Source organism: Micromonospora sp. NPDC048999 (assembly GCF_040649295.1).
In the GTDB taxonomy this organism is placed as follows: Bacteria; Actinomycetota; Actinomycetes; order Mycobacteriales; family Micromonosporaceae; genus Micromonospora.
Genome location: NZ_JBEZFI010000001.1, coordinates 189557 through 212435, shown reverse-complemented (window position 1 = coordinate 212435; position 22879 = coordinate 189557). Strand labels below are relative to the sequence as shown.

At 70.0% G+C, this 22879-nt stretch carries 17 protein-coding genes; 9 read left to right on the top strand and 8 right to left on the bottom strand.

Annotation, left to right across the window (positions count from 1 at the left end):
• Positions 1 to 119 precede the first annotated feature (119 nt).
• On the top strand, positions 120 to 1154 hold the full coding sequence (locus AB0C02_RS01035) for a PHB depolymerase family esterase (protein ID WP_357539779.1): 1035 nt from the start codon (positions 120 to 122) through the stop codon (positions 1152 to 1154).
• A gap of 44 nt (positions 1155 to 1198) precedes the next feature.
• On the opposite strand, the gene AB0C02_RS01030 is transcribed toward AB0C02_RS01035, so the two are convergent.
• The 3 genes from AB0C02_RS01030 to AB0C02_RS01020 form a co-directional block, all read right to left on the bottom strand.
• Positions 1199 to 1951, bottom strand: a complete 753-nt coding sequence (locus AB0C02_RS01030) for a zf-HC2 domain-containing protein (protein ID WP_357539777.1) — start codon at positions 1949 to 1951, stop codon at positions 1199 to 1201.
• 89 nt (positions 1952 to 2040) lie between these two features.
• Complete coding sequence (locus tag AB0C02_RS01025) at positions 2041 to 2607, bottom strand: sigma-70 family RNA polymerase sigma factor (RefSeq protein WP_357539775.1); 567 nt, start codon at positions 2605 to 2607, stop codon at positions 2041 to 2043.
• A gap of 126 nt (positions 2608 to 2733) precedes the next feature.
• Entirely contained in the window at positions 2734 to 3063 is a 330-nt protein-coding gene (locus AB0C02_RS01020; RefSeq protein WP_357539773.1) for a hypothetical protein, read from the bottom strand.
• A gap of 225 nt (positions 3064 to 3288) precedes the next feature.
• Here AB0C02_RS01020 and AB0C02_RS01015 point away from each other — a divergent pair, with 225 nt between their 5' ends.
• Positions 3289 to 5487, top strand: a complete 2199-nt coding sequence (locus AB0C02_RS01015) for a bifunctional UDP-sugar hydrolase/5'-nucleotidase (RefSeq protein WP_357539771.1) — start codon at positions 3289 to 3291, stop codon at positions 5485 to 5487.
• Between the two features lie 112 nt (positions 5488 to 5599).
• On the opposite strand, the gene AB0C02_RS01010 is transcribed toward AB0C02_RS01015, so the two are convergent.
• Positions 5600 to 6271, bottom strand: coding sequence for a hypothetical protein (locus AB0C02_RS01010; protein WP_357539769.1), 672 nt, complete (start codon positions 6269 to 6271; stop codon positions 5600 to 5602).
• A 175-nt stretch (positions 6272 to 6446) separates the two neighbouring features.
• Between AB0C02_RS01010 and AB0C02_RS01005 the strand changes: the two genes are divergently transcribed.
• From AB0C02_RS01005 to AB0C02_RS00995, 3 genes are all read left to right on the top strand, one after another.
• Positions 6447 to 7664: a HupE/UreJ family protein gene (locus AB0C02_RS01005; protein WP_357539767.1), complete on the top strand. Its 1218-nt coding sequence runs from the start codon at positions 6447 to 6449 to the stop codon at positions 7662 to 7664.
• A gap of 127 nt (positions 7665 to 7791) precedes the next feature.
• A complete protein-coding gene (locus tag AB0C02_RS01000; protein ID WP_357539765.1) occupies positions 7792 to 9768 on the top strand; it encodes a metallophosphoesterase family protein in 1977 nt (658 codons plus the stop codon).
• A 92-nt stretch (positions 9769 to 9860) separates the two neighbouring features.
• Positions 9861 to 10940 (top strand): DUF916 domain-containing protein, encoded by a 1080-nt coding sequence (locus AB0C02_RS00995; protein ID WP_357539763.1) that lies wholly within the window; start codon positions 9861 to 9863, stop codon positions 10938 to 10940.
• Here AB0C02_RS00995 and AB0C02_RS00990 read toward each other — a convergent pair.
• Positions 10937 to 11440 carry a hypothetical protein gene (locus tag AB0C02_RS00990; protein WP_357539761.1) on the bottom strand — a complete coding sequence of 168 codons (504 nt, stop codon included), beginning with the start codon at positions 11438 to 11440 and terminating at the stop codon, positions 10937 to 10939. The two genes, AB0C02_RS00995 and AB0C02_RS00990, sit on opposite strands and share 4 nt — an antisense overlap.
• A gap of 151 nt (positions 11441 to 11591) precedes the next feature.
• Here AB0C02_RS00990 and AB0C02_RS00985 point away from each other — a divergent pair, with 151 nt between their 5' ends.
• The 4 genes from AB0C02_RS00985 (at position 11592) to AB0C02_RS00970 (ending at position 18089) form a co-directional block, all read left to right on the top strand.
• Positions 11592 to 15044: a tetratricopeptide repeat protein gene (locus AB0C02_RS00985; RefSeq protein WP_357539759.1), complete on the top strand. Its 3453-nt coding sequence runs from the start codon at positions 11592 to 11594 to the stop codon at positions 15042 to 15044.
• Positions 15045 to 15159: 115 nt separating this feature from the next.
• A complete protein-coding gene (locus tag AB0C02_RS00980) occupies positions 15160 to 15819 on the top strand; it encodes a hypothetical protein (RefSeq protein WP_357539757.1) in 660 nt (219 codons plus the stop codon).
• A gap of 186 nt (positions 15820 to 16005) precedes the next feature.
• Complete coding sequence (locus tag AB0C02_RS00975) at positions 16006 to 16596, top strand: LPXTG cell wall anchor domain-containing protein (protein WP_357539755.1); 591 nt, start codon at positions 16006 to 16008, stop codon at positions 16594 to 16596.
• Between the two features lie 392 nt (positions 16597 to 16988).
• On the top strand, positions 16989 to 18089 hold the full coding sequence (locus tag AB0C02_RS00970; RefSeq protein ID WP_357539753.1) for a glycoside hydrolase family 11 protein: 1101 nt from the start codon (positions 16989 to 16991) through the stop codon (positions 18087 to 18089).
• Positions 18090 to 18146: 57 nt separating this feature from the next.
• On the opposite strand, the gene AB0C02_RS00965 is transcribed toward AB0C02_RS00970, so the two are convergent.
• The 3 genes from AB0C02_RS00965 to AB0C02_RS00955 all read right to left on the bottom strand — a co-directional run bounded on the left by AB0C02_RS00965 (position 18147) and on the right by AB0C02_RS00955 (position 22709).
• Positions 18147 to 21173, bottom strand: a complete 3027-nt coding sequence (locus AB0C02_RS00965) for an ExeM/NucH family extracellular endonuclease (protein WP_357539752.1) — start codon at positions 21171 to 21173, stop codon at positions 18147 to 18149.
• Positions 21174 to 21652: 479 nt separating this feature from the next.
• The gene (locus AB0C02_RS00960) at positions 21653 to 21859 is read right to left on the bottom strand and encodes a DUF397 domain-containing protein (protein WP_357539750.1); all 207 of its coding nucleotides are present in this window, start codon (positions 21857 to 21859) and stop codon (positions 21653 to 21655) included.
• 13 nt (positions 21860 to 21872) lie between these two features.
• Positions 21873 to 22709, bottom strand: coding sequence for a helix-turn-helix transcriptional regulator (locus tag AB0C02_RS00955; RefSeq protein ID WP_357539748.1), 837 nt, complete (start codon positions 22707 to 22709; stop codon positions 21873 to 21875).
• Between the last annotated feature and the right edge of the window lie 170 nt (positions 22710 to 22879).

The window sequence follows — 22879 nt, the reverse complement described above, 5'->3', positions numbered from 1 at the left end:
GGCCGTCCACACCGCCGGCGGCCCGGAGGTGTCGGCTACAGGGATATCTGCTGTGGTCGATCTCACGTTAGCGTCTCCGCACGCCGGCCGTCCCGCCGGCTCCCCGACGGGAGAACGCTATGAAAACACCGTGGAAAGCCGCCGCCACCCTCGCCGCGGCCCTCCTGCTGGCCCTGCCCGGCGGGACCGCCGCCCGGGCGGCGAGCACGCCCTACACCAAGACCCCGGTCGCCGGCTCGCTCAGCGCCTACCACGTCTCGGCCGTGTACGCGGCCGGGGTCTCCTCCGGTGGGTACATGGCCACCCAGCTCCAGGTCGCGTACTCGTCCCGGATCCGGGGCGCGGCCGTCTTCGCCGCCGGCCCGTACTACTGCGCCCAGAACAACGTCGCCCAGGCGCTCTACGGCTGCGGCGACAACAGCTACCCGACGTACGTGTCGACCCTGGAGAGCTACACCCGCACCTGGGCGGCGTACGGCTGGGTCGACGGGACCGGCAACCTCTCCGGCCAGCCGGTGTACGTCTACCACGGCGGCAACGACAACGCGGTGAAGAAGTCCGTCACCGACGACCTGGCCCGCTACTACCAGGACTTCGGCGCCAGCGTCCGGTACGACTCCGGCAGTGCCGCCGGCCACGCCTGGGTCACCCCGTACGGCACGGTCGGCTGCACCGCGACCGCCTCGCCGTTCCTCAACGACTGCGGCACCGACCCGCAGAACGCCTTCCTCGGCAAGCTGCTCGGCGGGGTTTCCGCGCCGAACACCGGCCCGCTCGGCGGCACGCTCATCCGGTTCAGCCAGGACAGCTTCGCGGTCAACGGCTGGGCCAACGGGCTGAGCCTGGACGCCAGCGGCTTCGCGTACGTGCCGAGCGCCTGCGCCGCCGGCCAGACCTGCCGGCTACTGGTCGCCCTGCACGGCTGCGCCCAGGGGTACGCCAAGGTCGGCACCGCGTTCGTCGACCGGGCCAACCTCAACCAGTACGCCGACACCAACAAGTTGATCGTGCTCTACCCGCAGGCGGTCGCCACCGGGGTGAACCCGAACGGCTGCTGGGACTGGTGGGGCTACCTCGGTGCCACCAACTATCCGATCAAGGGCGGCGCCCAGGTCGAGACGATCATGAACATGGTTCGCCGGTTGGGCGGCTGACGGCGCCACTCGCACGGCCGGGGCCGGTGTCGCCCGGGCGTCGGTCAGGCCGCCCAGCGGTCGGCGGCCCGGGCGGAGCCGGGGTACGGCGGCGGCAGCAGCCGCAACCCGGGTGACTCCGGTTGCTCCTCGGCGGGCAGGCGCCAGCGCGGCCCCTCCGGGCGCTCGCGGTTAGCCGGTCCGCCGGGCCGTGGCAGGGCGCGGGACAGCGCGACGACGACCCCGTATCCGGCGAGCAGGAGCCCGTGGCTGATCAGGCGGGCGATCTCCACCCGCCCGGTGGCCAGATCGTTGACCGAGAGCAGCACCAGCGTGCCGACGAACGCCGACAGCATCGGCACCAGCCCCGTCGGCGGTGTGCGTCGCGTCGCGACGAACAGGAAACCGGCGCCGACGGCGACGTTCCAGGCCGCCGACTCGTGCCACAGGTGCCCCGACGCCAGCGCGCCGGCCGCCGCGTGGGCGTGCGCGTCGGTCGCTCCCCGCCCGATCTGCGTCAGGCCGAGGATGACCTGCAGCGCGCCGATCAGCCCCAGCGCCGTCCGCAGGGTGAGCGCGAGCCGCGTCCGCCGGCGTGGAGCCGGTGCGGGCAGCTCGGCGAGGATGATGTCGGTGAGGTCGTCGCCGGCCACGGTGACCGACAGCCGGGCCCGGCGGGTCACTGCGGCGGCCCGGTCGTACCAGGTCCGGCAGTCGCCGCATTCGTTCAGGTGGGTCTCCGCGGTCACCCGCTCGGCGGGGGTCTCCTCCCCGTCCAACTGTGCCGACAGCACTTCGCGCCAGTGGTCACACCCCATGTACCGGTAGTCGTTCCGGGGGTGGTGTCGGTTCCCGCGTATTTTTGCTGAGTCGTCGTTTTGGCGTAGGTCACCCGGGGGTGCCCCGGTCAGCCGGCCGCGCCGCCGCCGCGCCGCGCGCCCGTCGCGGGGCTGTTCGCTGCGGCGACGAGGTCCTCGCGGGCCCGGGCGACCCGGGAGCGGATGGTGCCGACCGGGCAGCCGCACACCTCCGCCGCCTCGGCGTAGGACATGCCGAGGACCTGGGTGGCGACGAACGCCTCGCGCCGGTCCGCCGGCAGCGCGGCGATGAGCCGCTCCAGCACCACCTGCCGGTCGAAGTCGCTGCGGCGCGCGTCGGGGGCGTCGTAACCGTCGACCATCGGCACCGTCCGCGGGCGCGACGCCGCGGCCCGTACGTGATCCACCGCGACCCGGCGGGCGATGGCGAGCAGCCAGGTCCGCGCCGAGGACCGTCCGGCGAACGACGGGAGCGACCGCACTGCGCGCAGGAAGGTCTCCTGGGCCAGATCCTCGGCCTCGGACGGGGAGGTCAGCGCGGCGAGGAACCGTCGGACCTGCTGCTGCGTCGCGCGGACGAACCGGGCGGCGGCCTCCCGGTCACCCCGACCGGCGGCCAACGCCCACGCGGTGACCTCCGCGTCATCGTCCGCCATTCAACACCTCCGAGTCGGGCTGGTGGAGGATACGCACCCGACCGCAGTCACGACAAGCTGTAGTAGTGACTGTACGGTAGCTTACCGCGATCGGCGCTGCCCACCGCCCCCGCCGGGTGGGGCTACCTAGGTTTCCTTCTGCGTCTGCCAGCGGTCGATGAGCGCCGGCAGCTCGCGCCACAGGTAGTCGTAGAAGTCGCGCATCTCGGCCAGCCGCCGGCCCGCCGCATCGCCGTCCTCACCTATGCCGTACATACGATGGCCGGCCCGATCGGCGTTGATGGTCTTCGCTACCTCTCGCCATTCCACTACTGCGAGGGAGGGGAACCATTGCGTCACGGCTTCCAGTGGGCGCACCTCGCGGCCCTCGCCGGGGTCACCACGCTCATCCTGGCCGTCGCGATGCCCCGCGCCGGCCGCGATCGGCGGTGCGGCCAGCCGCAGATCGACCGCCAAGGACGACGTAAGCTGCTGCCGATCGTGGCGACCGACAAATGCAAACAGGGTCTTTGTAGCTCACTGCACCTTTATCTGATCTACGTTGCAGAGCGGCCGGCAGGCTAACCTGCTCCGTACATCTGGCGGTTCCTGCAAAGTCATCAATTTGCGTTTAGGTTCCCCCATCCATCCCCTATCGGAGGCGCAGCTTTGAAGCTCCGAAACAGGCACCCCCTCAGCGCGTTGGGCATCCTCGTCACAAGCAGTGCCCTCGCCCTGACCGGCGGTGTTCCCGCCCTCGCCGCCGCCGAGACGGCGACGACCTCGTTCACCAGCGAAGTTCACTACGACAACGTCGGCAGCGACCACACCCCGGTCGTGGCGGGCATCAGCAACAGCGCGAATCCGGTCAACCTGCAGCTGCTCGGCATCAACGACTTCCACGGCCGGCTGGAGTCCCCGGCCACCGTGGGTGGTCAGCCGGCCGGCGGCGCCGCTCAGCTCGCCGGCCTGGTCGGTCAGCTGCGGGCGCAGAACCCGAACACGGCGTTCTTCTCCGCCGGTGACAACATCGGCGCGTCCACCTTCGTCTCGGCGATCGACGGGGACACCCCGACGATCGACGCGCTGAACGCCATGGGGCTGGTCGCCTCGGCGGTGGGTAACCACGAGTTCGACAAGGGCGTCGCCGACCTCAGCAGCCGGGTCTCCGACCGCGCCGCCTTCCCGTACCTGGGTGCCAACGTCTACCGCGGCAACGACCGGGTACTGCCCCCGTACTCCATCTCCAACATTGGTGGGGTCCGGGTCGGCTTCGTCGGTGTGGTGACCGAGCAGACCGCGTCGCTGGTCAGCCCGGACGGCATCGCCGGCCTGACCTTCCGTGACCCGGTGGCCGAGGCCAACCTGGTGGCCCGCCAGCTCAAGGACGGCAACCCGGACAACGGCGAGGCCGACGTGGTGGTGCTGCTCGCGCACGAGGGCGCCGCGACGGAGAACATCGCCTCCGCCGAGGCGTTGGCCAACGACCCGGTCTTCGGCAAGTTCACCCGGGTCGACGCCAACATCGACGCGATCTTCAGCGGCCACACCCACCAGCCGTACGCCTTCATGATGCCGGTGCCCGGGACGAGCAAGCTGCGTCCGGTGGTGCAGGCCGAGGACTACGGCGTGAAGCTGGGCAAGGTCAACCTCACCTTCGACCCGAGCACGAAGTCGGTGACCGCGGCCGACGCGAAGCTGCTCGACGTGGTCGGCGCGCCGCAGGACCCGAAGGTGGCCGACATCGTGGCCGCCGCCAAGGTCAAGGCGACTGAGCTGGGCAAGCAGAAGCTCGGTTCGATCACCGCGAACATCACGCGGGCCTACACCAACGGCAACGAGGACCGGGGCAAGGAGTCGGCGCTGGGCAACTTCATCGCCGACGTGCAGCTCGCCGGCACCAAGGACGCCGGCCGGGGCGGGGCGCAGATCGCGTTCATGAACGCCGGTGGCCTGCGGTCGGACCTGCTGTACGGGGCCGACGGCACGGTGACCTACTCCGACGCCTTCGCGGTCCAGCCGTTCTCCAACGACGTGGTCACCAAGGGCTACACCGGTGCCCAGATCAAGCAGGTGCTGGAGGAGCAGTGGCAGCCGGAGGGCGCGTCCCGCCCGGTGCTGTGGCTGGGCGTCTCGAAGGGGTTCAGCTACACCTACAACCCCGAGGCGGCCAAGGGCTCGCGGATCACCTCGGTGAAGCTCAATGGCACGCCGCTCAACCCGTCGGGCACGTACCGGGTCACGATGAACTCGTTCCTCGCCGCCGGCGGTGACAACTTCACCACCCTCGGCGGGGGCACGAACCCGATGACCACCGGCGACAACGACCTGACCATGCTGGTGAGCTACCTGGCGGCGAACTCGCCGGTCACCGCGGACACCCAGCCGCGGTCGGCCATCGGCCAGGCCGGGCCGCAGTGCACCACGACGATCACCGGCAAGTACAGCAAGCCGCTGGTGGTCAGCGCGGGCCTGGTCTGCCTGGAGAACGCCACGGTCTCGGGCCCGGTCACGGTCAACCCGGGTGCCTCGCTGGTCGTCATCGGCGGCACCATCAGCGGCCCGGTGTCGGCCACCCGCCCGGTGCTGTTCGAGATCTCCGGCGCGACGGTGTCCGGCCCGGTCACGGTGACCGGCGCGACCGGTGGGCTGAAGATCAGCGACGGCAAGGTGAACGGTCCGGTGTCGATCACCACCAACAGCGGTGGGGTACGGATCGACTCGGTCACCGCAAGTGGTCCGGTCACCGTCACCGGCAACACCGGCAGCCAGCCGGTTGTCGTCGCCGCGAACACCGTCAGCGGGCCGCTGGCCTGCTCCGGCAACACCCCCGCCCCGGTGAACGAGAGCCGGCCGAACAGCGTGAAGGGCCCGGCCTCGGGTCAGTGCGCGAAGCTGTAGTCCGGATGTGAACACCGGTCCGCGGCCGGAGCCTCACAGGCTCCGGCCGCGGACCCTTTTTGCCCGGCCGGCGTTGCCCGGCTCGCCGGCAGGCGAGCCGGGCGACCGCGCGTCAGAGCTGGTCGAGCCAGATCACGATGCCGGTCAGGTCGTTGAGCACGGCCGCGACGCCCGCCCTGATGGCGGCCGCGCAACGCTCCGTGGTGAACGAGTCGGGGTCGTACGTCGAGGACGCGCCGAGCCCCTCGCCACGGAACGAGGCGCCGGACCAGTCGACCGCCGTGACGTTGTGGGTCGGCTCGGCCAGTTCCGCGCCCACCACCAGGAACTGCTGCGACAGGTGGCTCGCGGTGACCAACGCGAGGGGGTCGACGAGGTCGTTGCCCACGCTGACGATGAGGTCCGGGCCCATCTCAAGGGCCCGGGTGATGCCGGGCACGAGGTCGTTGCCGTCTCCGGCGACCACCGTTCTGAGGTCGACGTGCTCGTGCTCGGCCCAGTCCTTCACCGCGGTCACGAGCGCCCGGGTCGGGCGGTCGTCACCTGCGGTGAGCAGCACCACCCGGTAGCCCTTCGACGGGCGGACCCCGGCCCAGGAGCCGGGCTGGGGGGTGACGGTCCCCTCCGGGGTGGGCGGGGCGGCGGGGTCGATGAACCCCGGGCCGAGGGTGCCGACGGCGATGGGCTTGGGGTGTGGCCGTGACCAGTCGCTGCCGGAGTTGCATCCGGTGACCAGTGCGGCGGCCGTGGCCAGCACGGCGACAGCTCTCAGCGGGGGACGCAAGGCGATCGTCCTTTCGGGTGCTCGCAGGTGGTGGGCGGCTCCTTCCTATCCCAGTTCCGGCCGAGGTCAATCCGCTCGCCGCCGTTCCGACGGACTGTTCTTCAACGGTTCGCCGGCGGTCCGACCCGTGTTCAGCCGTGCCGGGCACGGTGCACTCGCCAAGCAAAGGAGTGCCATGTCAACACGTGTCCGCCGGGCCGCCGTCGCCACCGTGGTCGGGGTCATCGCGGCGGTGTCCGTTGTGCTGAGCGCCGGGCCGGCGCTCGCCCACGGGTTCACGTCGACCGTGTACGTCCACGTCACCGAGGGTGACGGGGAGCGCGTGCGGACGAAGCTGGAACTCGAGTACGACCTCTACGTGGTGTCCGCCGCCGACTACCAGCGCGACGATCCCCTCTTCCGGACGGGAATCGCCGCCTTCGACGCCGGTGACACCGCCGGGCAGGCCGCGGCGCTCACCGCCCATGCGAAGTCGGCCGTCGGGTACGTCGCCGAGCGCTTCTCCGTCACCTCCGGCGGCCGGCCCTGCACGCCGAGCCAGGTCGGCGACTTCACGATGGGCGAGCGGGAGGACGTGCCGTACGCCGAGCTGCTGCTCGACTGGGCCTGTGCCGAGCGCGGCGACGAGCACGAGGTACGCAGCGCGCTGTTCCCCGACGCCGAGGGCTACGTCAAGGGCACCAAGACGATCGTCACCTACGACATCGACGGCCGGTCGGGCAGCGCCGCGCTCGACGCCGGCCGTCCGTCCTTCTCGACCGGCCAGGCCTGGTACGAGCGGTTCTGGGAGTTCTTCCACCTGGGCGGGGAACACCTGCTGACCGGGATCGACCACATCCTGTTCCTGCTGGCGCTCATCGCCGGGTCACGGCGCCTGCGCGAGGTCGTGCTCGCCGCCACGAGTTTCACCCTGGCGCACTCGGTGACGTTCATGCTCGCCGCGCTCGGGCTGGTCGACGTGCCGGCGAGCATTGTGGAGCCGGTGATCGCGCTGTCGATCGCCGTTGTGGCCGGCTGGCACCTGTGGCGGCTCTGGCGGCGCGGCGACCACGCGGCCGACCTCGAGACGCCGGGAGGCGGTCACTTTCGGCTGGACCGCGCGGGCTGGACCCGCCTCGGGGTGGTGTTCTGTTTCGGCCTCGTACACGGCCTGGGTTTCGCCAGCGCGTTGGGGATCAACGAGGCGTGGTCGTGGACCCTGCTGTGGTCCCTGCTGGTATTCAACGTCGGACTTGAGGCCGTGCAGTTGGCGATCATCGCGGTCGTCTTCCCGCTGCTGGTCGTGTTGCGGCACCGTATCCCGAAGGTCGGTCTCTGGGCGACTGGCGCGATTTCCGCAGGCGTTTCGGTCATGGGACTGATCTGGTTCGTGCAGAGGGTCCTCGAATCCTGAAAGAGCAGCAGGTTTCCGGGAGGGGCAACCGCTTCGCCCCGTCGGATTCACGGCCGGTTCATCGAGCCGCGAAACCTTGAGTCCGCATTTCCGCACCTCTCTCCTCTCTAGAAAAGGGACGGAATCGATGAGATTGAGCACCCCAGTGCAGGCCCCCGGGCTTGTGCGACGCCGCGTGGCCGCCGGGGCCACGGCGGCGGTCCTGGGCCTCGCCGCCGCCGTCGGCAGCAGCCTGGGCATCAGCGCCAGCGCCGCCGAGACCAGTGCCCTCACCGGCATCATCCTCGGCGTGGGCGCTGACGAGTCCCAGCGCATCGTGACCTGGTACTCCTCGGCCGACACCGCGCAGGTGGTCCAGCTCGCCCCGACCGCCTCGCTCGTCAACGGCGAGTTCCCGGCCGACGCCGTCACCTTCGCCGCCACCGGCGGGGCGAACTTCGTTGCCAGCAGCGGCTTCAACCGGCACGCGACGATCACCAACCTGCGGGAGCACAAGGCGTACTCCTACCGGGTCGGCACCGAGGGCAACTGGTCCCCGACCTACTCCTTCAAGACGCAGGACTTCGAGGGCGACTACGACTTCCTGTTCTTCGGCGACCCGCAGATCGGCTCCTCCGGCAACGTGCCGAAGGACCAGGCCGGCTGGGAGGAGACCCTGAAGGTCGCCACCGCGGCCAACCCGAACGCCGAGCTGCTGGTGTCGGGCGGCGACCACGTCGAGACCGCCGGCACCGAGACCCAGTGGAACGCGTTCCTCGCCCCCGACCAGCTGCGTCAGGTCCCGGTCGCCGCGACCATCGGCAACCACGACGTCGGCGCGAAGTCCTTCGAGCAGCACCACTTCACCCCGAACACCGACCGGTCGGGCGCGCTGTACTCGAACGGCAACCCGGCCTCCAACACGTCGGGCGGTGACTACTGGTTCATCTACAAGGACGTGCTGTTCATCGACATCAACAGCAACAGCTACGCCACCAGCTCGGGTGGCGGCGGTGACGCGGCGCACGTCGCCTACATCACCGATGTCGTCAACAAGCACGGGGCCGAGGCCAAGTGGAAGGTGCTCGTCTTCCACCACGCGATGTACTCGCCGGCCAGCCACGCCAAGGACTCCGACGCCAAGGTGCGTCGGGTCGACTTCCCGACCGCCTTCTCCAAGCTCGGCATCGACATGGTGATGGCGGGTCACGACCACGCGTACTCCCGCAGCTACCTGCTCAAGAACGGCGAGAAGGCGAACCCGGACGAGCAGCCCGGCGCGGCCGACGTGGTCGCCGGCCCGGGCGGGGTGCTCTACGTGACGGCCAACTCGGCCTCCGGCTCGAAGTACTACGACATCACCAAGCCTGACAACAGCGGCACGAGCGGCACCGGCAACGGCGCCGACCCGTTGAACCCGGACAGCTACTGGTACAACTCGTCGCAGAACCAGGAGCACGTCCGCAGCTACGTCAAGGTTCAGGTGCGCAACGACAAGCTCGTCGTTGAGAACGTCCGCAGCGGCACCTGCGCGGCGCCGAACGCGTCGGTGGAGCTGGGTCTCAAGTGCACCAACACCGCCGAGGGCCAGCCGATTGGCTCGATCACCGACAAGGTCACCGTGCACCCGTACCAGGGTGAGGGCCAGAACATCCAGGTCAACGTGCCCAACGCCGCTCCGGGCGAGTTCGGCTGGACGATCGACGGCTACAACGGCCTGGTGGACCTCGGCCTCGCCGAGGAGCACAACGGCGACTACTTCTCGGCGACCGGCCAGATCAACCCGATCGTCGTGTCGGATGGCCGCCGCTCGCTCGCCCCGTGGTCGATCTCGGCCAGCGTGGGTGACTTCCGCGACGGCGACAAGTCGTTCTCCGGCGCCTACCTCGGCTGGACGCCGAAGGTGCTCGAGGACGGCGCCGGCGCCCAGGCCAGCGGTTCGGTGGCCTCCGCCTACGACGACCGCGGCGCGGGCCTGTCCGTCGCGCGCGGCCTTGGCTGGGCCACCCAGGGCCACCCCCGGGGCACGGCCAAGCTCGGCGCCGACCTGGACCTGAAGATCCCGGGCAGCGTCGACAAGGGTAGCTACCGCGCCACCCTCACGATCACTGCGCTGAGCAGCTGATCGGACCCGTTTCACCCGGCGGGGTAGGCACCTTCGGGTGCCCGCCCCGCCGGGCCTGCCCGATCCGCCCAAGATCGCCCGAGGACCCCGAGATGCCCGCGCCCACACCGCGCCGAAAGACCACCACCACCGCCCTCGCCCGTACCGTCGCCCTGGCCCTGCTCGCCGCCGTCGCGGCCGTCGGTCTCGGTGCCGGCCCCGCTCTGGCCCAGACCGGCGACGTCACCTGGACGGTCCGGACCGCCGCGAACAGCTACGGCGCCGACCGGTCGAGCTTCAGCTATGCCGTCATCCCGGGCGGCCTGGTCAAGGACGCCCTGGTCGTGGCCAACCGGGGCCAGGCTCCACTCGACCTGGCCGTCTACACCGCCGACGGCTTCACCACCGGCACAGGCCAGCTCGACCTGCTCACCAGGGACAAGAAGTCCGTCGGGGTCGGTGCCTGGGTCCACGCCGACCGCGACCGCGTGGTGATCCCGCCGGGAAAGACCGTCGAGGTCCCCTTCGAGGCCACCATCCCGGACAACGCCACGCCCGGCGACTACGCGGGCGGCATCGTCACCTCGCTGACCCAGGCCGACGCGGCCGAGGGGATCAATGTGGACCGGCGCCTCGGCATCCGGATCAAGCTGCGGGTCGGCGGCGAGCTCAAGCCGAACCTCACGATCGATGACCTGCACGTCGACTACGCCGGCTCGGCCAACCCGTTCGGCAAGGGCGATGCCACCATCACGTACCGGATCCACAACACCGGCAACGCCATCCTGTCCGGCCAACAGACGGTGTCGATCTCGGGCCCGTTCGGCTGGCTGCGGGCCGACGCGGGCGAGATCGCCTCGCCGCCGGAACTGCTTCCGGGCGAGAGCTGGCAGGTGACGGTGCCCGTCCACGACATGGCGCCCGTGGTCAGGCTGGCCGCGACCGTGACCCTCACGCCGCTGCTCACCGACGCCTCCGGCTCCACCACCCTGCGCGAGCCGATCTCGGTCACCGCGCACGGCTGGGCCCTCCCGTGGACGCTGTCGCTGCTGGTCGCTCTGCTGATCGCCGGCATCGTCGTCGCGCTTCTGCTCGCCCGCCGCAACCGCGTACGGCGCAAGCTGCGCGAGGATGCCCGCGTGGAGCAGGCCGTGGAGCGGGCGCTCCGAACGCAGGAGACGCAGACGCGCTAGAGGTGGAGGGTGGTCCGGGCCTCGTTCTCCTCGAGCAGGTCGGCGGTGAGTTCGGTCAGGAACTGCAGCCGTTCCAGGCCGGCCTGCTCGAACCACGTCTCCGGGTACGCGGTGTCCACGCCGCCGAGCGTGACCGCCACCACGACCGTCTCCGCCCCGGTGTCCGGATCGGTCATCGGCATCAGGGCCCCGTCGCTCAGGTTGCCGCGCTCACCGTTCTGGGCGAGTCGGACGAACGTCGGGTACTTGGCCGCGATCTGTCGCACGAACCGCTCCGGCGCCCCGTCGAGGTCGTCGATCAGCACATTGATCTCGTCCTCCAGGTTGGCCACGAACGCGACCTGCCGTGGACCGTTGGGAACGACGTAGGCGACCAGGCACGTGCCGTCGTCGAGCCGGGTCTCCAGTTCAAGGTAGTTGTCGGTGCTGCGTACGCCGAAGGCGCCGTCAACCATGTCCTGTAGGCCGTGACCGCGACGTTCCTGGACGAAGAATCGCATGTGGACTCCTCTCGGGGCTTGGGATCCTACGTCAGTCAGGCAAACGGGCGGCACCGCGAGCTGTTCAGCCGATCCGTGCGGGGGACCCGGCCCGGCAGCGTCAACGGAACGGCGGGGCCGGACGAGTACCCGGGCGGTGAGGAGGGGTGCGATGACCACGACCCCCGGCGCCTGGGCAGATCGCCAGGGGAGCCAATACATCCGGGTCGAAGGCGGCTTCGGCTACGGCGTGATCGGCGCCGACATCCACGTCTTCGGGGATGGCCTCCCGGTGTACGTGCTGCGGAGCTGGCAGCCGCCCGAGGAGGTCGACGACGCACACCTGACCGAACTGCCCAGCCGGATGCTCAACGCGCGGCATGAGGTCGTCCCGTTCAGCGGGCGCGCCGATGACCTGGCCGAACTCCGCCGCTGGCGGGCCTCGCCCGGCAGGCTGGCGTTGCGATGGCTGCACGGACCGGGCGGGCAGGGCAAGACCCGCCTCGCCGCCCGGTTCGCCGCGGACTCCGCCGCTGCCGGCTGGAGGGTGGTCACCGCCGTCCACGGGCCCGGCACCGTTCTGCCGCCGCCGGGCAGCCAGGATCTGCGCCTGGACGGCGCGGCCGGAGTGCTGCTCCTGGTCGACTACGCCGACCGGTGGCCGTTGGCGCACCTGACCTGGTTGCTCAGCAACGCCCTGCTGCATCGTCCCGGCGTACCGGCACGGGTGCTGCTGCTGGCCCGTGGCACCGAGGCGTGGCCGGCGGTACGCGCCGCCGTGGCCAACCTGGCGGCGGCGACCTCCAGCCAGGCGCTGGGACCGCTTCCCGGGGAGACGGGCGCCCGGGATGACATGTTCCGAGCGGCGCGCGACGCGTTCGCGTCCCGCTACGGCCTGACCGATCGGCACGCGATCACGCCGCCGGGCTCGCTGGAGCATCCGGACATGGCCCTGACTCTGGCCATCCACCTGGCCGCGCTGGTGGCCGTCGACGCGTACGCCACCGGAATCCGGCCGCCGCCCGGCGACTACGGCAGGCTCACGCTGTATCTGCTCGACCGCGAGCATCAGCACTGGGCCACCCGCTACGGCGACGCCGCCCACGACCTCGACCCGACCCGCGGCTCCTACCGCACCCCACCCGCGATCATGAACCAGGCGGTGTTCGTGGCTGCCCTCGCGGGCAGCAGCGCGCGGCCCGCCGCAGCCGCCCTGATCGACCGGCTGGACATCACCACCGACCCGGGCCGACTTCTCGACGACCATGCGCAGTGCTACCCGCCCGCTGGCCCGGACCGGGCAACGGTCCTGGAGCCGCTGTACCCGGACCGGCTCGCCGAGGACTTCCTGGCTCTCACCATCGAGGGGCACGACTCCGACTATCCGGCCCTGCCGTGGGCGGCCAGGCACGCGACCGCGTTGCTGGCACCAAGCAGTCAGCAGGCATGGCACCTGGCCCGATCGGTGATCTTCCTCGCCTCCTCCGCCGCCCGCTGGCCGCACGTCGGTACCCGGCTGCTGATACCCCGGCTACGCGTGGACCCGTCCCTCGCGGTCGCGGCCGGCAGCTCTGGCCTCAGTCTCATCGCCGCCCTGCCCACGATCGACCTGCCGCTGTTGCAGGCGATCGACGCCGTGCTGGAGTTCGAGTCACACAGCGAGCTGGACGTCGGCGCCGCCGCGCTCGCCGACCGGCTCGTCCCGCAGCTGATCGCCGCGACCAGCGACGAGAGCGAGCAGGCCACCCTGTTGGCCCAGTGGGCGTTCCGGCTCGTCAACGCGGGTCGGCTCATCGAGGCCGAGCAGGTCTACCAGCGCGCGGCGGCAACGCGGCGGCGCACCGCCGCAGCCGACCCGCGCCAGCTGCCGGCGCTGGCCTTCGTTCTGACGAACCTGGCCCTGCTGCGGGCCAAGCGGGGCGCCCTCGGGGATGGGGTCGCGCTGGCCCGGGAAGCCTGCGACATCTACAGTCGCGTCACCGACCCGGACGTCCAGGTGTTGCGGGGCCGTGCCGCAGCACTGGCTTCCCTCGCCGGTATCGTCCGCGACCTCGGCCGATCGGACGAATCGTTGGCGGGAGCGCTACAGGCTGTCGACGCATGGCAGGACCTGCTGGAGGTCGACGAACGGTTCGTCCCCGAGTACGTCGATGCGCTCGCCATCGCCGGACCGTTGCTGTCGGACGCCGGCCGCCACGACGACGCGCTCGCCACGCTGGAACAAGCCACGTACTACGGCCGGCGAATCGCCGCCGCAGCCCCGGCCCGCTGGCTGCCCGTGCTGGCCACCGCGCTGCGCGAATTCGGCCGGGCGCTGAGCCGAGCGGGTCGGCCCGTCGAGGCGATCGCCATCCTCGCCGAGGCCGTCGCGGTCGACCGTCAGCTCGTCGAACTCAACCCGGCCGCGCGCGCACCGGCGCTCGCCGACGATCTGCAGACGCTCACCGCGGCATTCGCCGAGTCCGGTCGCTGGTCGGACGCGCTCGGCGCCGCCGAGGAGGCACTGGCCGTGCTTGAGCAGCTCGCAGCCATCGACCCGGCCGCCTACCGGGCTCAGCTCGGCACCTCCCGCAAGGCGCTCGGCGAGATTCTGGCCGCCCTCGGCAGCCCGATCGAGGCGCTGCGGGCGACCGAGGAGGCGGTCGCGGCACACCGAGCCGAGGTCGAGGTCGCGCCGGAGGGCAATCTCCGCTGGCTCGCCGAGAGCCTGGAGGCGTACGCCAACCGACTGTCCGAGGTGGGGCGTCACGAAGAGTCGCTCGACGTGGCCGCCGAGGTGCTGCGGATCAGCCGGCAACTCGCCGCCGCCTCGCCCCGCTCGCACGGCGCCGCCCTGGCCCGGGCGCAGTACAACCTCGGCATCCGGCAGGCCCGCGTCGGGCAGCTGGAGGCCGGGTTGGTCGGTGTCGAGGAGGCGGCGGCCACCTACCGACGGTTGGTCCACGAGAACGAGGACGCCCACCTGCCCGGCCTGGGTGAGTGCCTGACCGGGCAGAGCATGATCTACGGCCAACTCGGCCGGCGGACCGAAGCGCTGGCGAGGGCCACCGAGGCCGTGACGGCCTTCAGACGACTACGCCACGACCGGCCCGACGCCTTCGCGTCGTCGCTCGCGTTCGCGCTCAACAATCTCGCGGCGGCCCACGGACGGCTCGGCCAGGTGCGGGAAGCGGTGTCAGCCGCGGAGGAGTCGGTCGACATTCTCCGCGGAATCGGCACCCCCAACCCGGAAGCGGCCGACGCCTTTGCCCGCGCGCTCAACAACCTGGCCCTCGTGCTGGCGGAGAGCGGTCAGCACGCCCGCGCGGCGGCGCTGAGCGCCGAGTCGGTGCAGATCCGGCAGGCGCTCGCCGCCGAGTCGAGCACGCCGGTCTCGGCGGATCTGGGCGGGGCGCTGTTGGGGTTCGCCCTCGTGCGCGCTTCCGGCGGATTCGACCTCGACGACGCGTGGGCGGCTGCGACCGAGGCGGTGGGCATCTACGAACAACTGGTCGAGCAGCACCCCGACGTCCACGGCGACCAGCTGGTGACCGCGTACCTGGTCATCGCCGAACTCCTCGACCGTGCCGGTCGTCGTCGGGAGGCCGCCGCCCTGCGCCGCCGGCTTGACGGCCGGGCCGAATGAGCCGCACTAACGGATTGGTGACAAAGGCTTGCCCATTCATTGGGCTCCGGCGATTGTGCTCGTTATGCCACCCACCCGAGTCGTACGCGGCTCGATCGCAACCGTCGTCGGTCTCATGGTTGCGGTCGTCGGTATCACCTGGCTGTTTCTCGGCATGCGTGCGGTTATGGCGATCGGCGGTTCGTGTGCCGATGGCGGCCCGTACGTGAGTGCCCGTCCCTGTCCGGACGGCGCGGCGGGCACCATGATCGGCGGCGTGTTCGGCGGGCTCGCCGGCCTGTTCGTATATGCGGCGCTCGGCCTGCGGGCCGGGCCCCGGCTGATCTGGCTCGCCTGGCCGGCACTCTTCCTGAGCCTGGGTTGGAACTTCCTCGACTACGGCCTCAACCCGGCAGGCCGGCACGGCGTGGACGTCGGTCTGCTCGTCGTCGCGGGGGTGTTCGCCGCGATGGGCGGGCTGCCGCTGCTGTTCCTGTTCAACCGCCGCACCCTGCGCGCCGTTTTCTGGGCCGATGCCGAGGCCGACTCGACGCTAAGTCCGACGTTCGACGCACGGGAGCTCCGCGATCTCCGCGCGCATGCTGTCGGCCCTGATTCGACGCCAGGCCGAGAAGATGCTCGCGCGCCGGCTCCCAGGGTCGGGCCCGAGGTTGGCTCCGCCGATGAGCTGGCCGGGGCGCTGGAGCGGATGCACCAGCTCTATGTGGAGGGCGCATTGACCGCCGACGAGTACGCGGCGGTCAAGCGCCGCCTGTTGGGCCGGGAGGCGTCATGACGGAACCGCGATCACCGCAGATCGGTCTCAAGGCATGGTCGGTGATCCTCCACCTCGTTGCGATCGTCGCCGGGATCTGGCTCGGTGTGCTGACCTTCGGGTGGCTCACCAATTGACCTGGCGGCGAGCACCACCTGCACGGGCACGTACACGGTTACGGCAGCCGACGTGGCGGCTGGGGAGATCGTGAATACCGCGCATGCGACGGGCCGGTTCCATGACCAGACGGTGTCGTCCAACGATGCCACCTTCACCGTCACCACTCGGGCGGTGCAGGCCAGCCTGTCGATCGACAAGATGGCCCGGGTCGAGTCGGAATGCAAGAACGAGTGCGAGAACGACGGCTTCGCGGTAAAGGGCGACCAGATCTTCTACACCTACCGGGTGACCAACACCGGCACGGTGACGATCACCAACGTCACGGTCGACGACCCGACCGCCGGGCCCGTGGTCTGCAACAACACCACGCTGGCCCCGGGCACCAGCACCGACTGCCACGCGGTCAACCCGTATGTGGTGACCAAGGCCGACGTCAAGAAGGGCAAGGTCGTCAACACCGCTCGCGCGACCGGCAGGTTCGACGGCTTCGCCGTGGTGTCCGATCCAGCCACGGTCACCATCTGCATCCGCCATGGCAAGTTCGACCACCGCGAGGAGCTGCCGGTAACCGGTGACAGCTCCGCCAACACCCTCGCCCTCGGCGGGGGCCTGGTAGCCGCAGGTGGCGCCCTGCTCGGAGCAAGCCGAATCCGACGCAAGACACCGATCCACTCCTGATCAACACGGCAAACACTCCGGGCGCCGTTCCAAGTGCCCGGAGTGTTCTGCTGATGAAGTTACCGAGGCGGGCAGCAGGACCGGATCGAGACCGAAACTTTCGGCGTCCTGGCCGTAGATTTCATCCATCGGGCGAGACTTCCTCCGAGGGCTTTCCGGGTTCGCCGATTAGCCAAGCCGAGTTACCAGGCGAAACGCAACTTCGGTGAGCCTGGGCCGAGGATGGTCTCTCGCGGTCCTTCCGGAAATCGTTGACAGTCATGTGGGTCCGACCAATACTGCCACCATCGATGAACTTCGACGATCGGCGACTTCAGGCCACGACCCACAACAACGTCGAGTCGTGTCACGCGGTCTTGGCCTCCGGGCCGGTCTTGATGAGAGGACCGCACATGAACGACTCCCCGACCCGCCCGAAGCGCCACGGGCGCGACCGCATCAGGCTGCTCATCGGCGGCGCCTGCGCCGTCGTGCTGGCCGCAGCCTCGGTGACCCTGGCCGGCACCGCCCATGCCGAGGCCGACCGGACCCTCACCTCGAACTCGACCGGCACCCACAACGGCTTCTTCTACTCGTACTGGAAGGACAACGGCAACGTCAGCATGACCATGGGTGCCGGCGGCCAGTACAGCGTCCAGTGGAGCAACATGAACAACATGGTCGTCGGCAAGGGCTGGAACCCCGGCTCGAGCCACACCGTGAACTACTCGGGCACCTTCAGCCCGAACGGCAACGGCTACCTGGCGTTGTACGGGTGGACGACCAACCCGCTCATCGAGTACTACGTCGTGGAGAACTTCGGCAGCTACAACCCGAGCACGGGCGCCACCCGGCTGGGTTCCGTCACCACCGACGGCAGCACCTACGACATCTACCGCACCCAGCGCGTCAACCAGCCCTCCATCATCGGGACGGCGACGTTCTACCAGTACTGGAGTGTGCGGCAGCAGAAGCGGACCGGCGGCACCATCACCACCGCCAACCACTTCAACGCGTGGGCCAGCCTCGGCCTGAACCTCGGCACCCACAACTACCAGATCCTCGCGACCGAGGGCTACCAGAGCAGCGGTAGCTCCAACATCACCGTGAGCGAGGGCGCCGGCGGTGGCCCGTCAACCGGCCCGACCACGCCGGCCCCGACCACGCCAGCCCCCACGACGAGCCCGACGTCGGGCGGCAGCAAGACCTGCCGGGTGACCAACGACGTCAACGCGTGGAACAACGGACTGACCGACAACATCACCATCACCAACACCGGCACGGCCGCCATCAACGGCTGGTCGCTGAAGTTCAACCTCGGGTCCGGGCAGACCATCACCTCCGGCTGGAACGCCACGTTCGCGCCGACCAGCGGCCAGGTGACCGCGACCAACCTCAGCTACAACGCCGCCATTCCACCGGGCGGGTCGACGCAGATCGGCTTCCAGGCCACCCATTCCGGCAACGGCGCCGCGCCGAGCGGGTTCAACCTCAACGGCACCGCCTGCAGCTGAGACAACGATCGGGGCCGCCTTCGCGAAGAAGGCGGCCCCGATCGCTCTACTGTCGGATCAGCCGATGCTCTTCCACGGGCCATAGGGCTGGCCGGGGACCTGGTTACGGGTCCACCACTGGGCGACGTACTTCTTGCCCTGGTAGACGACGGTTTCCCCGGTGTCGAAGATGCGCGACGGGGTCCAGATGGCGGTGCCGTCGGCGGCGGTCGCCATCTCCTGCCACGGGCCGTAGGGGTCACCCGGGGTCTGGTTCTGGGTCCACCAGAGCGCCAGCCAGGTGGAGCCCCGGTAGGAGACCTGGTCGCCGGTGTTGTACACCTTCGAGGCGGTCCAGGCCGGTACGGCCGGCGTCACCGGCGGGTTCAGCCCGACGACGACCGGGTTGTGGTCCGACGCCGAGAACGGGTCGTTGCCGTTGAACAGCAGCGTGGCGTTGTAATTGTAGCGGCTGTAGCCGTAGGCCACCGCCTCCTGGGCGTTGATCTGCCACACGTCCGCCCCGGTGACCAGCGCGCGGGCGGCCGCGTTGGCCAGCACGTGGTCGAGCGAGCCCTGCAGACCGTTGTAGGAGTACGTCGCCTCCGTCGCGTCGAAGGTAGCGGCCAGGTCGGTGTAGCCCTTGGCGTACAGCACCTGCATCGGGTCCTCCTGCGTGTAGGCGTTGAAGTCGCCCAGCAGGAAGATCCGGTTCGTGCCCAGGCTCTCCGCCACCTGCGCGGCGAAGGCGGTCGTGTCCTGCGCCTGCCGCACCCGGGTCGCGTTGAACGAACCCTGGTTCACCGCCGGCGAGGACGTGTTCTCGGCGTCGCCGTCGTACAGCGGGGTCCCGCTGCCCTTGGACTTCCAGTGGTTGGCGACGGCCAGGAACGCATCGGCGTCGGTCGCGCCGACCTTCTTGAAGCCCTGTGCCAGCGGCTGGCGAGCGATCGAGAACGGCTGGCCGGGGCCCGAGTCACCGGTGAGCACGACCGACGACCCGACGGGGGCGACCTCCGCCGGCTTGTAGATGAACGCCGTGCGGATCACGTCCTGCTGGGAGAGCGGCGGCAGCTTGTCCTCGGCCGGCGAGGGCACGTACGCCCACACCGTCGAGCCGGCGGCAGCGTTGAGCGCGTCGACGAGGCCGGCGAGCGCGGTGTCCCGCGGCTGGCCGAACTTGACGGAGTTCTCGACTTCCTCCAGCGACACGATGCTGGCACCGAGCCGGCTGATGCCGACGAGGATCTTCGCCTGCTGCCGTTGGAAGTTGGCGTCGTCGGCGGCACCGCGCGGTCCGGAGCTGTTTCCGGGGCCGGAGCAGGTCTTCACGGTGATGCGGTTGCCGGCCCGGTCGGTGTAGTAGGTGCAGGTGCCCAGACCCTTGGCGACGTACGCCTGCCCGGTCGTCGGGAAGTAGTTCTGCACGTTGAACGTCGCCAGGCGGGCGCTGCCACCGACGGCGGCCGGCTGCTGGTTCTCGGCCCGGGTGTCGCTGAAGGTCGCGACCGCGTGGCCGTCGTCGGTCACCTGCTGCGTCGGCTGGAAGTTCCACAGCGAGAACCGGTAGTCGAGGATCAGCGGCTGGTGGAAGGTGACCTTCGAACCGATGCGGACGGGGTTGTTCTGGGTGAACCACGGCAGCGGCGTGCCGGTGTACGTGCTGGTGCTGTAGTTCCAGCTCGAGCCGTCGTCCAGGGTCACCGTCCGCCCGGCGTTGTCGGCGACCACGGCATACGCCTGGGCGCTTCCAGCAGGGCCGACGTCGGTGGGCTGGCGCAGCGGGGTGTTGCCGGCGGCGAGGGTGAAGGAGCCGTACCAGTTCGCGTTGTAGTTGTCCGCCACGGTGAAATCACCCTGGGGCGCGATCAGCTCGCCCTCGTGCGCTGCCTTCTGAGCATCCGTCGCGAGGCGGGACCACGGGATCACGAGCGGCTTGACGGCGGGCAACGCCGTGGCGAGCTTCGTGACCGTCGGGAAGCTGATCTCGGTCTTGCCCTGGTACTCCTGCACGGTGCCGGTGACCTGGACGCTCTCGCCGATGCTGACCTGGCCAGCCGCGTCGGAGCCGAACACGAAGACCGCGTCGGAGGCGCCCGGCGTGGCGTCTTCCGCCTCGGTGCCGCCGGCGCCGCCGGTCTGCAGGAAGAAGCCGTTGAACCCGCCGGTGGCGTAGGCAGCGGTCACGACGCCTTCGGTCGTCACGGTCTTGTTGAGGTACGGCGACGTGTCGGTGTTCGTGCCCCGGATCTCGGCGATCGGCAGGACCTTCGTCACGGCCACGACGTAGTAGTTGAAGGACGCCGAGCCGCTCGCGCCGGTCGAGTCGGTCGCGGTGACCGTCACCGAGGACGTGCCGGCCGAGGTCGGGGTGCCGGAGACGACCCCGGCCGAGGAGATCACCAGGCCTGCGGGCAGCCCGGTCGCCGTCCACGTGTACGGCGTGGTGCCACCCGAGGCGTTGAGGGTCAGCGGCGCGATCGAGGCGCCGACCGTCGCGTTCTGGTTGCCGGGGTTCGTCACCGTGACGGCCACCGTGCCGCCGTCGGAGGCCGCGTTCTGCGGCGTCGGGGTGGCGACGCGGAAGTCGGCGGCGTTGTTGTCCGTGTCCGTACCGGCCGCGTCGCGCTGATAGCTCAGGACGACCGAGTTGCCGTTAGCGGCGCTGCCCTCCGGGGAGTTGCTGTTCCCCCAGCCGATCTTGTCGATGACGGCCGCGTCGGTGGGCAGCACACCCGAGGTGCTGGCCGCGATGAAGAGCGTGCCACCGCCCGCGCCCGGGTTGATGCTGCCGCCGGTGTTGAGGTCGGGTGTGGGCAGTGCCTCGCCACCGGTGCCGTTGCTCGGCAGCTGGATGAGGAAGTGGCCGTGCGCGGCCACCGTCCCCGACAGCGCGAACACCTGCGCGCCGCTCGGCACGACCGTGCTCGTGGGCGCGCGATACTGCAGGGTGTCGCCGGTGAGGGAGATCGCCTTCGACGTCGGGTTGTAGAGCTCGATGAACTTGTTGAGGTGACTCGCGCCGGACGAGCCGCCGTTGACGTACGCCTCGCTGATGACCAGACCCGTACCGTCCGGATTGGCCGATGCCGGGGCGGTGAGCAACGGGGAGGCTAAGCCAGCCGTTGACAAGGACAGGGCGAGGATCACTCGCCGGATGAGCGCACGGGGCATGGAGTCTGGACCTCCTAGGGGTGGTGATTCGGCTCCGACATTCTGCGGGCCGACCTACGCGGACGCTAGGCGTCTGACAGCGACCCGTCGGCAGATGGGAGCTGAACGCCGCGTAACAGCCTCAGGCACCTTTGCAGAATTGATGCGGTGCTACCGCAGATCAAGTTCAGAAAGGTCCTGAGTCGGCATGAGTGTCACATACGCTGCGGTGCTGTCGATACGCGAGGAGACCGTGCGCGGCATCCCTGGTGGCGCGCGGCGGAGGGTGGTTCAGCCGCTACGAACTTGATGACCTGAACGACTCAACCGATGGCCGGCCGTCGGTGACGGTGGCCGGGTGAGCCAGCGCAGTGATTGCCGAGAACTACGGGGTGCCGTCCGACAATGGACAGCACCCCGTGTTCCGGAACTCAGTTGCCGGACGTCGGGTGCTTCAGGCCGTTGACGAAGTGTGACCATGCCGCCTGGCTGAACGTGAGGGCCGGGCCGCTCACGTCCTTGCTGTCCCGTACGCCGACCTTGCCGGCCAGGTCATCCGCGACCTCGACGCAGTTGCCGGATCCGTTGCTGCGGGTGCTCTTCCGCCAGGTCACGGGGGTCGTGCTGAGCTCCGTCACCGCGCCCGTCCTCTCATAGCTCGTCGATCGCCCCCTGGATCAGGTCGCGCGACTCCCGAGCGCTTGCCGCCGTGGCGACCAGGTGCTCAAAAACCCGGCTGTACTCCCTGACCTGTTGGCCTTCGAGATAGAGGCTACCGGCGCGGGTTTCGATGTAGACGATCCCGGGATCGGCCGGCTCCGGGAAAGCCAGCACGCTGAACGCGCTGCCCATCGAGCCATACTCGCCAGCGCCGAAGGTCAGGATCTGGATGGTGCGGCGGGGCTGCTCCGACTCCTCGGCCAGCCGCTTCAACTGCGCCTTGAACGCCTCGACTCCGCCGACCGGCCGCCGCAGGGCCGCCTCGTCCAACACCACCCAGAGCTTTGGCGGCGTGTCGCTCGTCTGGCGGCGCATTCGCAGCTCGACCCGGCGCTCGACCTCCTCCTTCGGCGCGTCCGGGTGTTCGGCCCGGATGACCGTACGGGCGTAGTCGGCGGTCTGCAGCAGGCCCGGGACCAGTTGGGACTCGAACGCGCGGATCTCCGACGCCTCCGCCTCCAGCCCGACGTAGACCTCGAACCAGTCCGGCAGCACATCGTCGTACGCCTGCCACCAGCCGCGCTTGCGCGCGTCCCGGGCCACCTGGACGAGGGCGGCGACCTCCTCGCCCTCGACGCCGTACAGCTCAAGAAGGCTGCGGGCGACCGGTGGCAGCACGGAGACCTGGGCGTTCTCGACCCGGCTCAGCGCGGACTTCGAGATGCCGATTTCCTTCGCCGCCTGGTCGGCGGTCAGTCCGGTCTGCTCGCGCAGCCGGCGCAGGGCGGCGGCCAGACGCCGCCGACGAACGGTCGGGCTTCCAGTCATGACGACCAGTGTGGACCGAACAGGACTCGACACGCAATGACCCCAAACCAAATCGGGAGTTGCGAAAAGGGATCAGGCCGTTGCACGATGAGTGAGGCTACGGATCGCCTGAGTGATCATGGCGGCCCGAAAGTCGATGAAGCTGCCCTGCTGTCGTACCGCTGATCGTC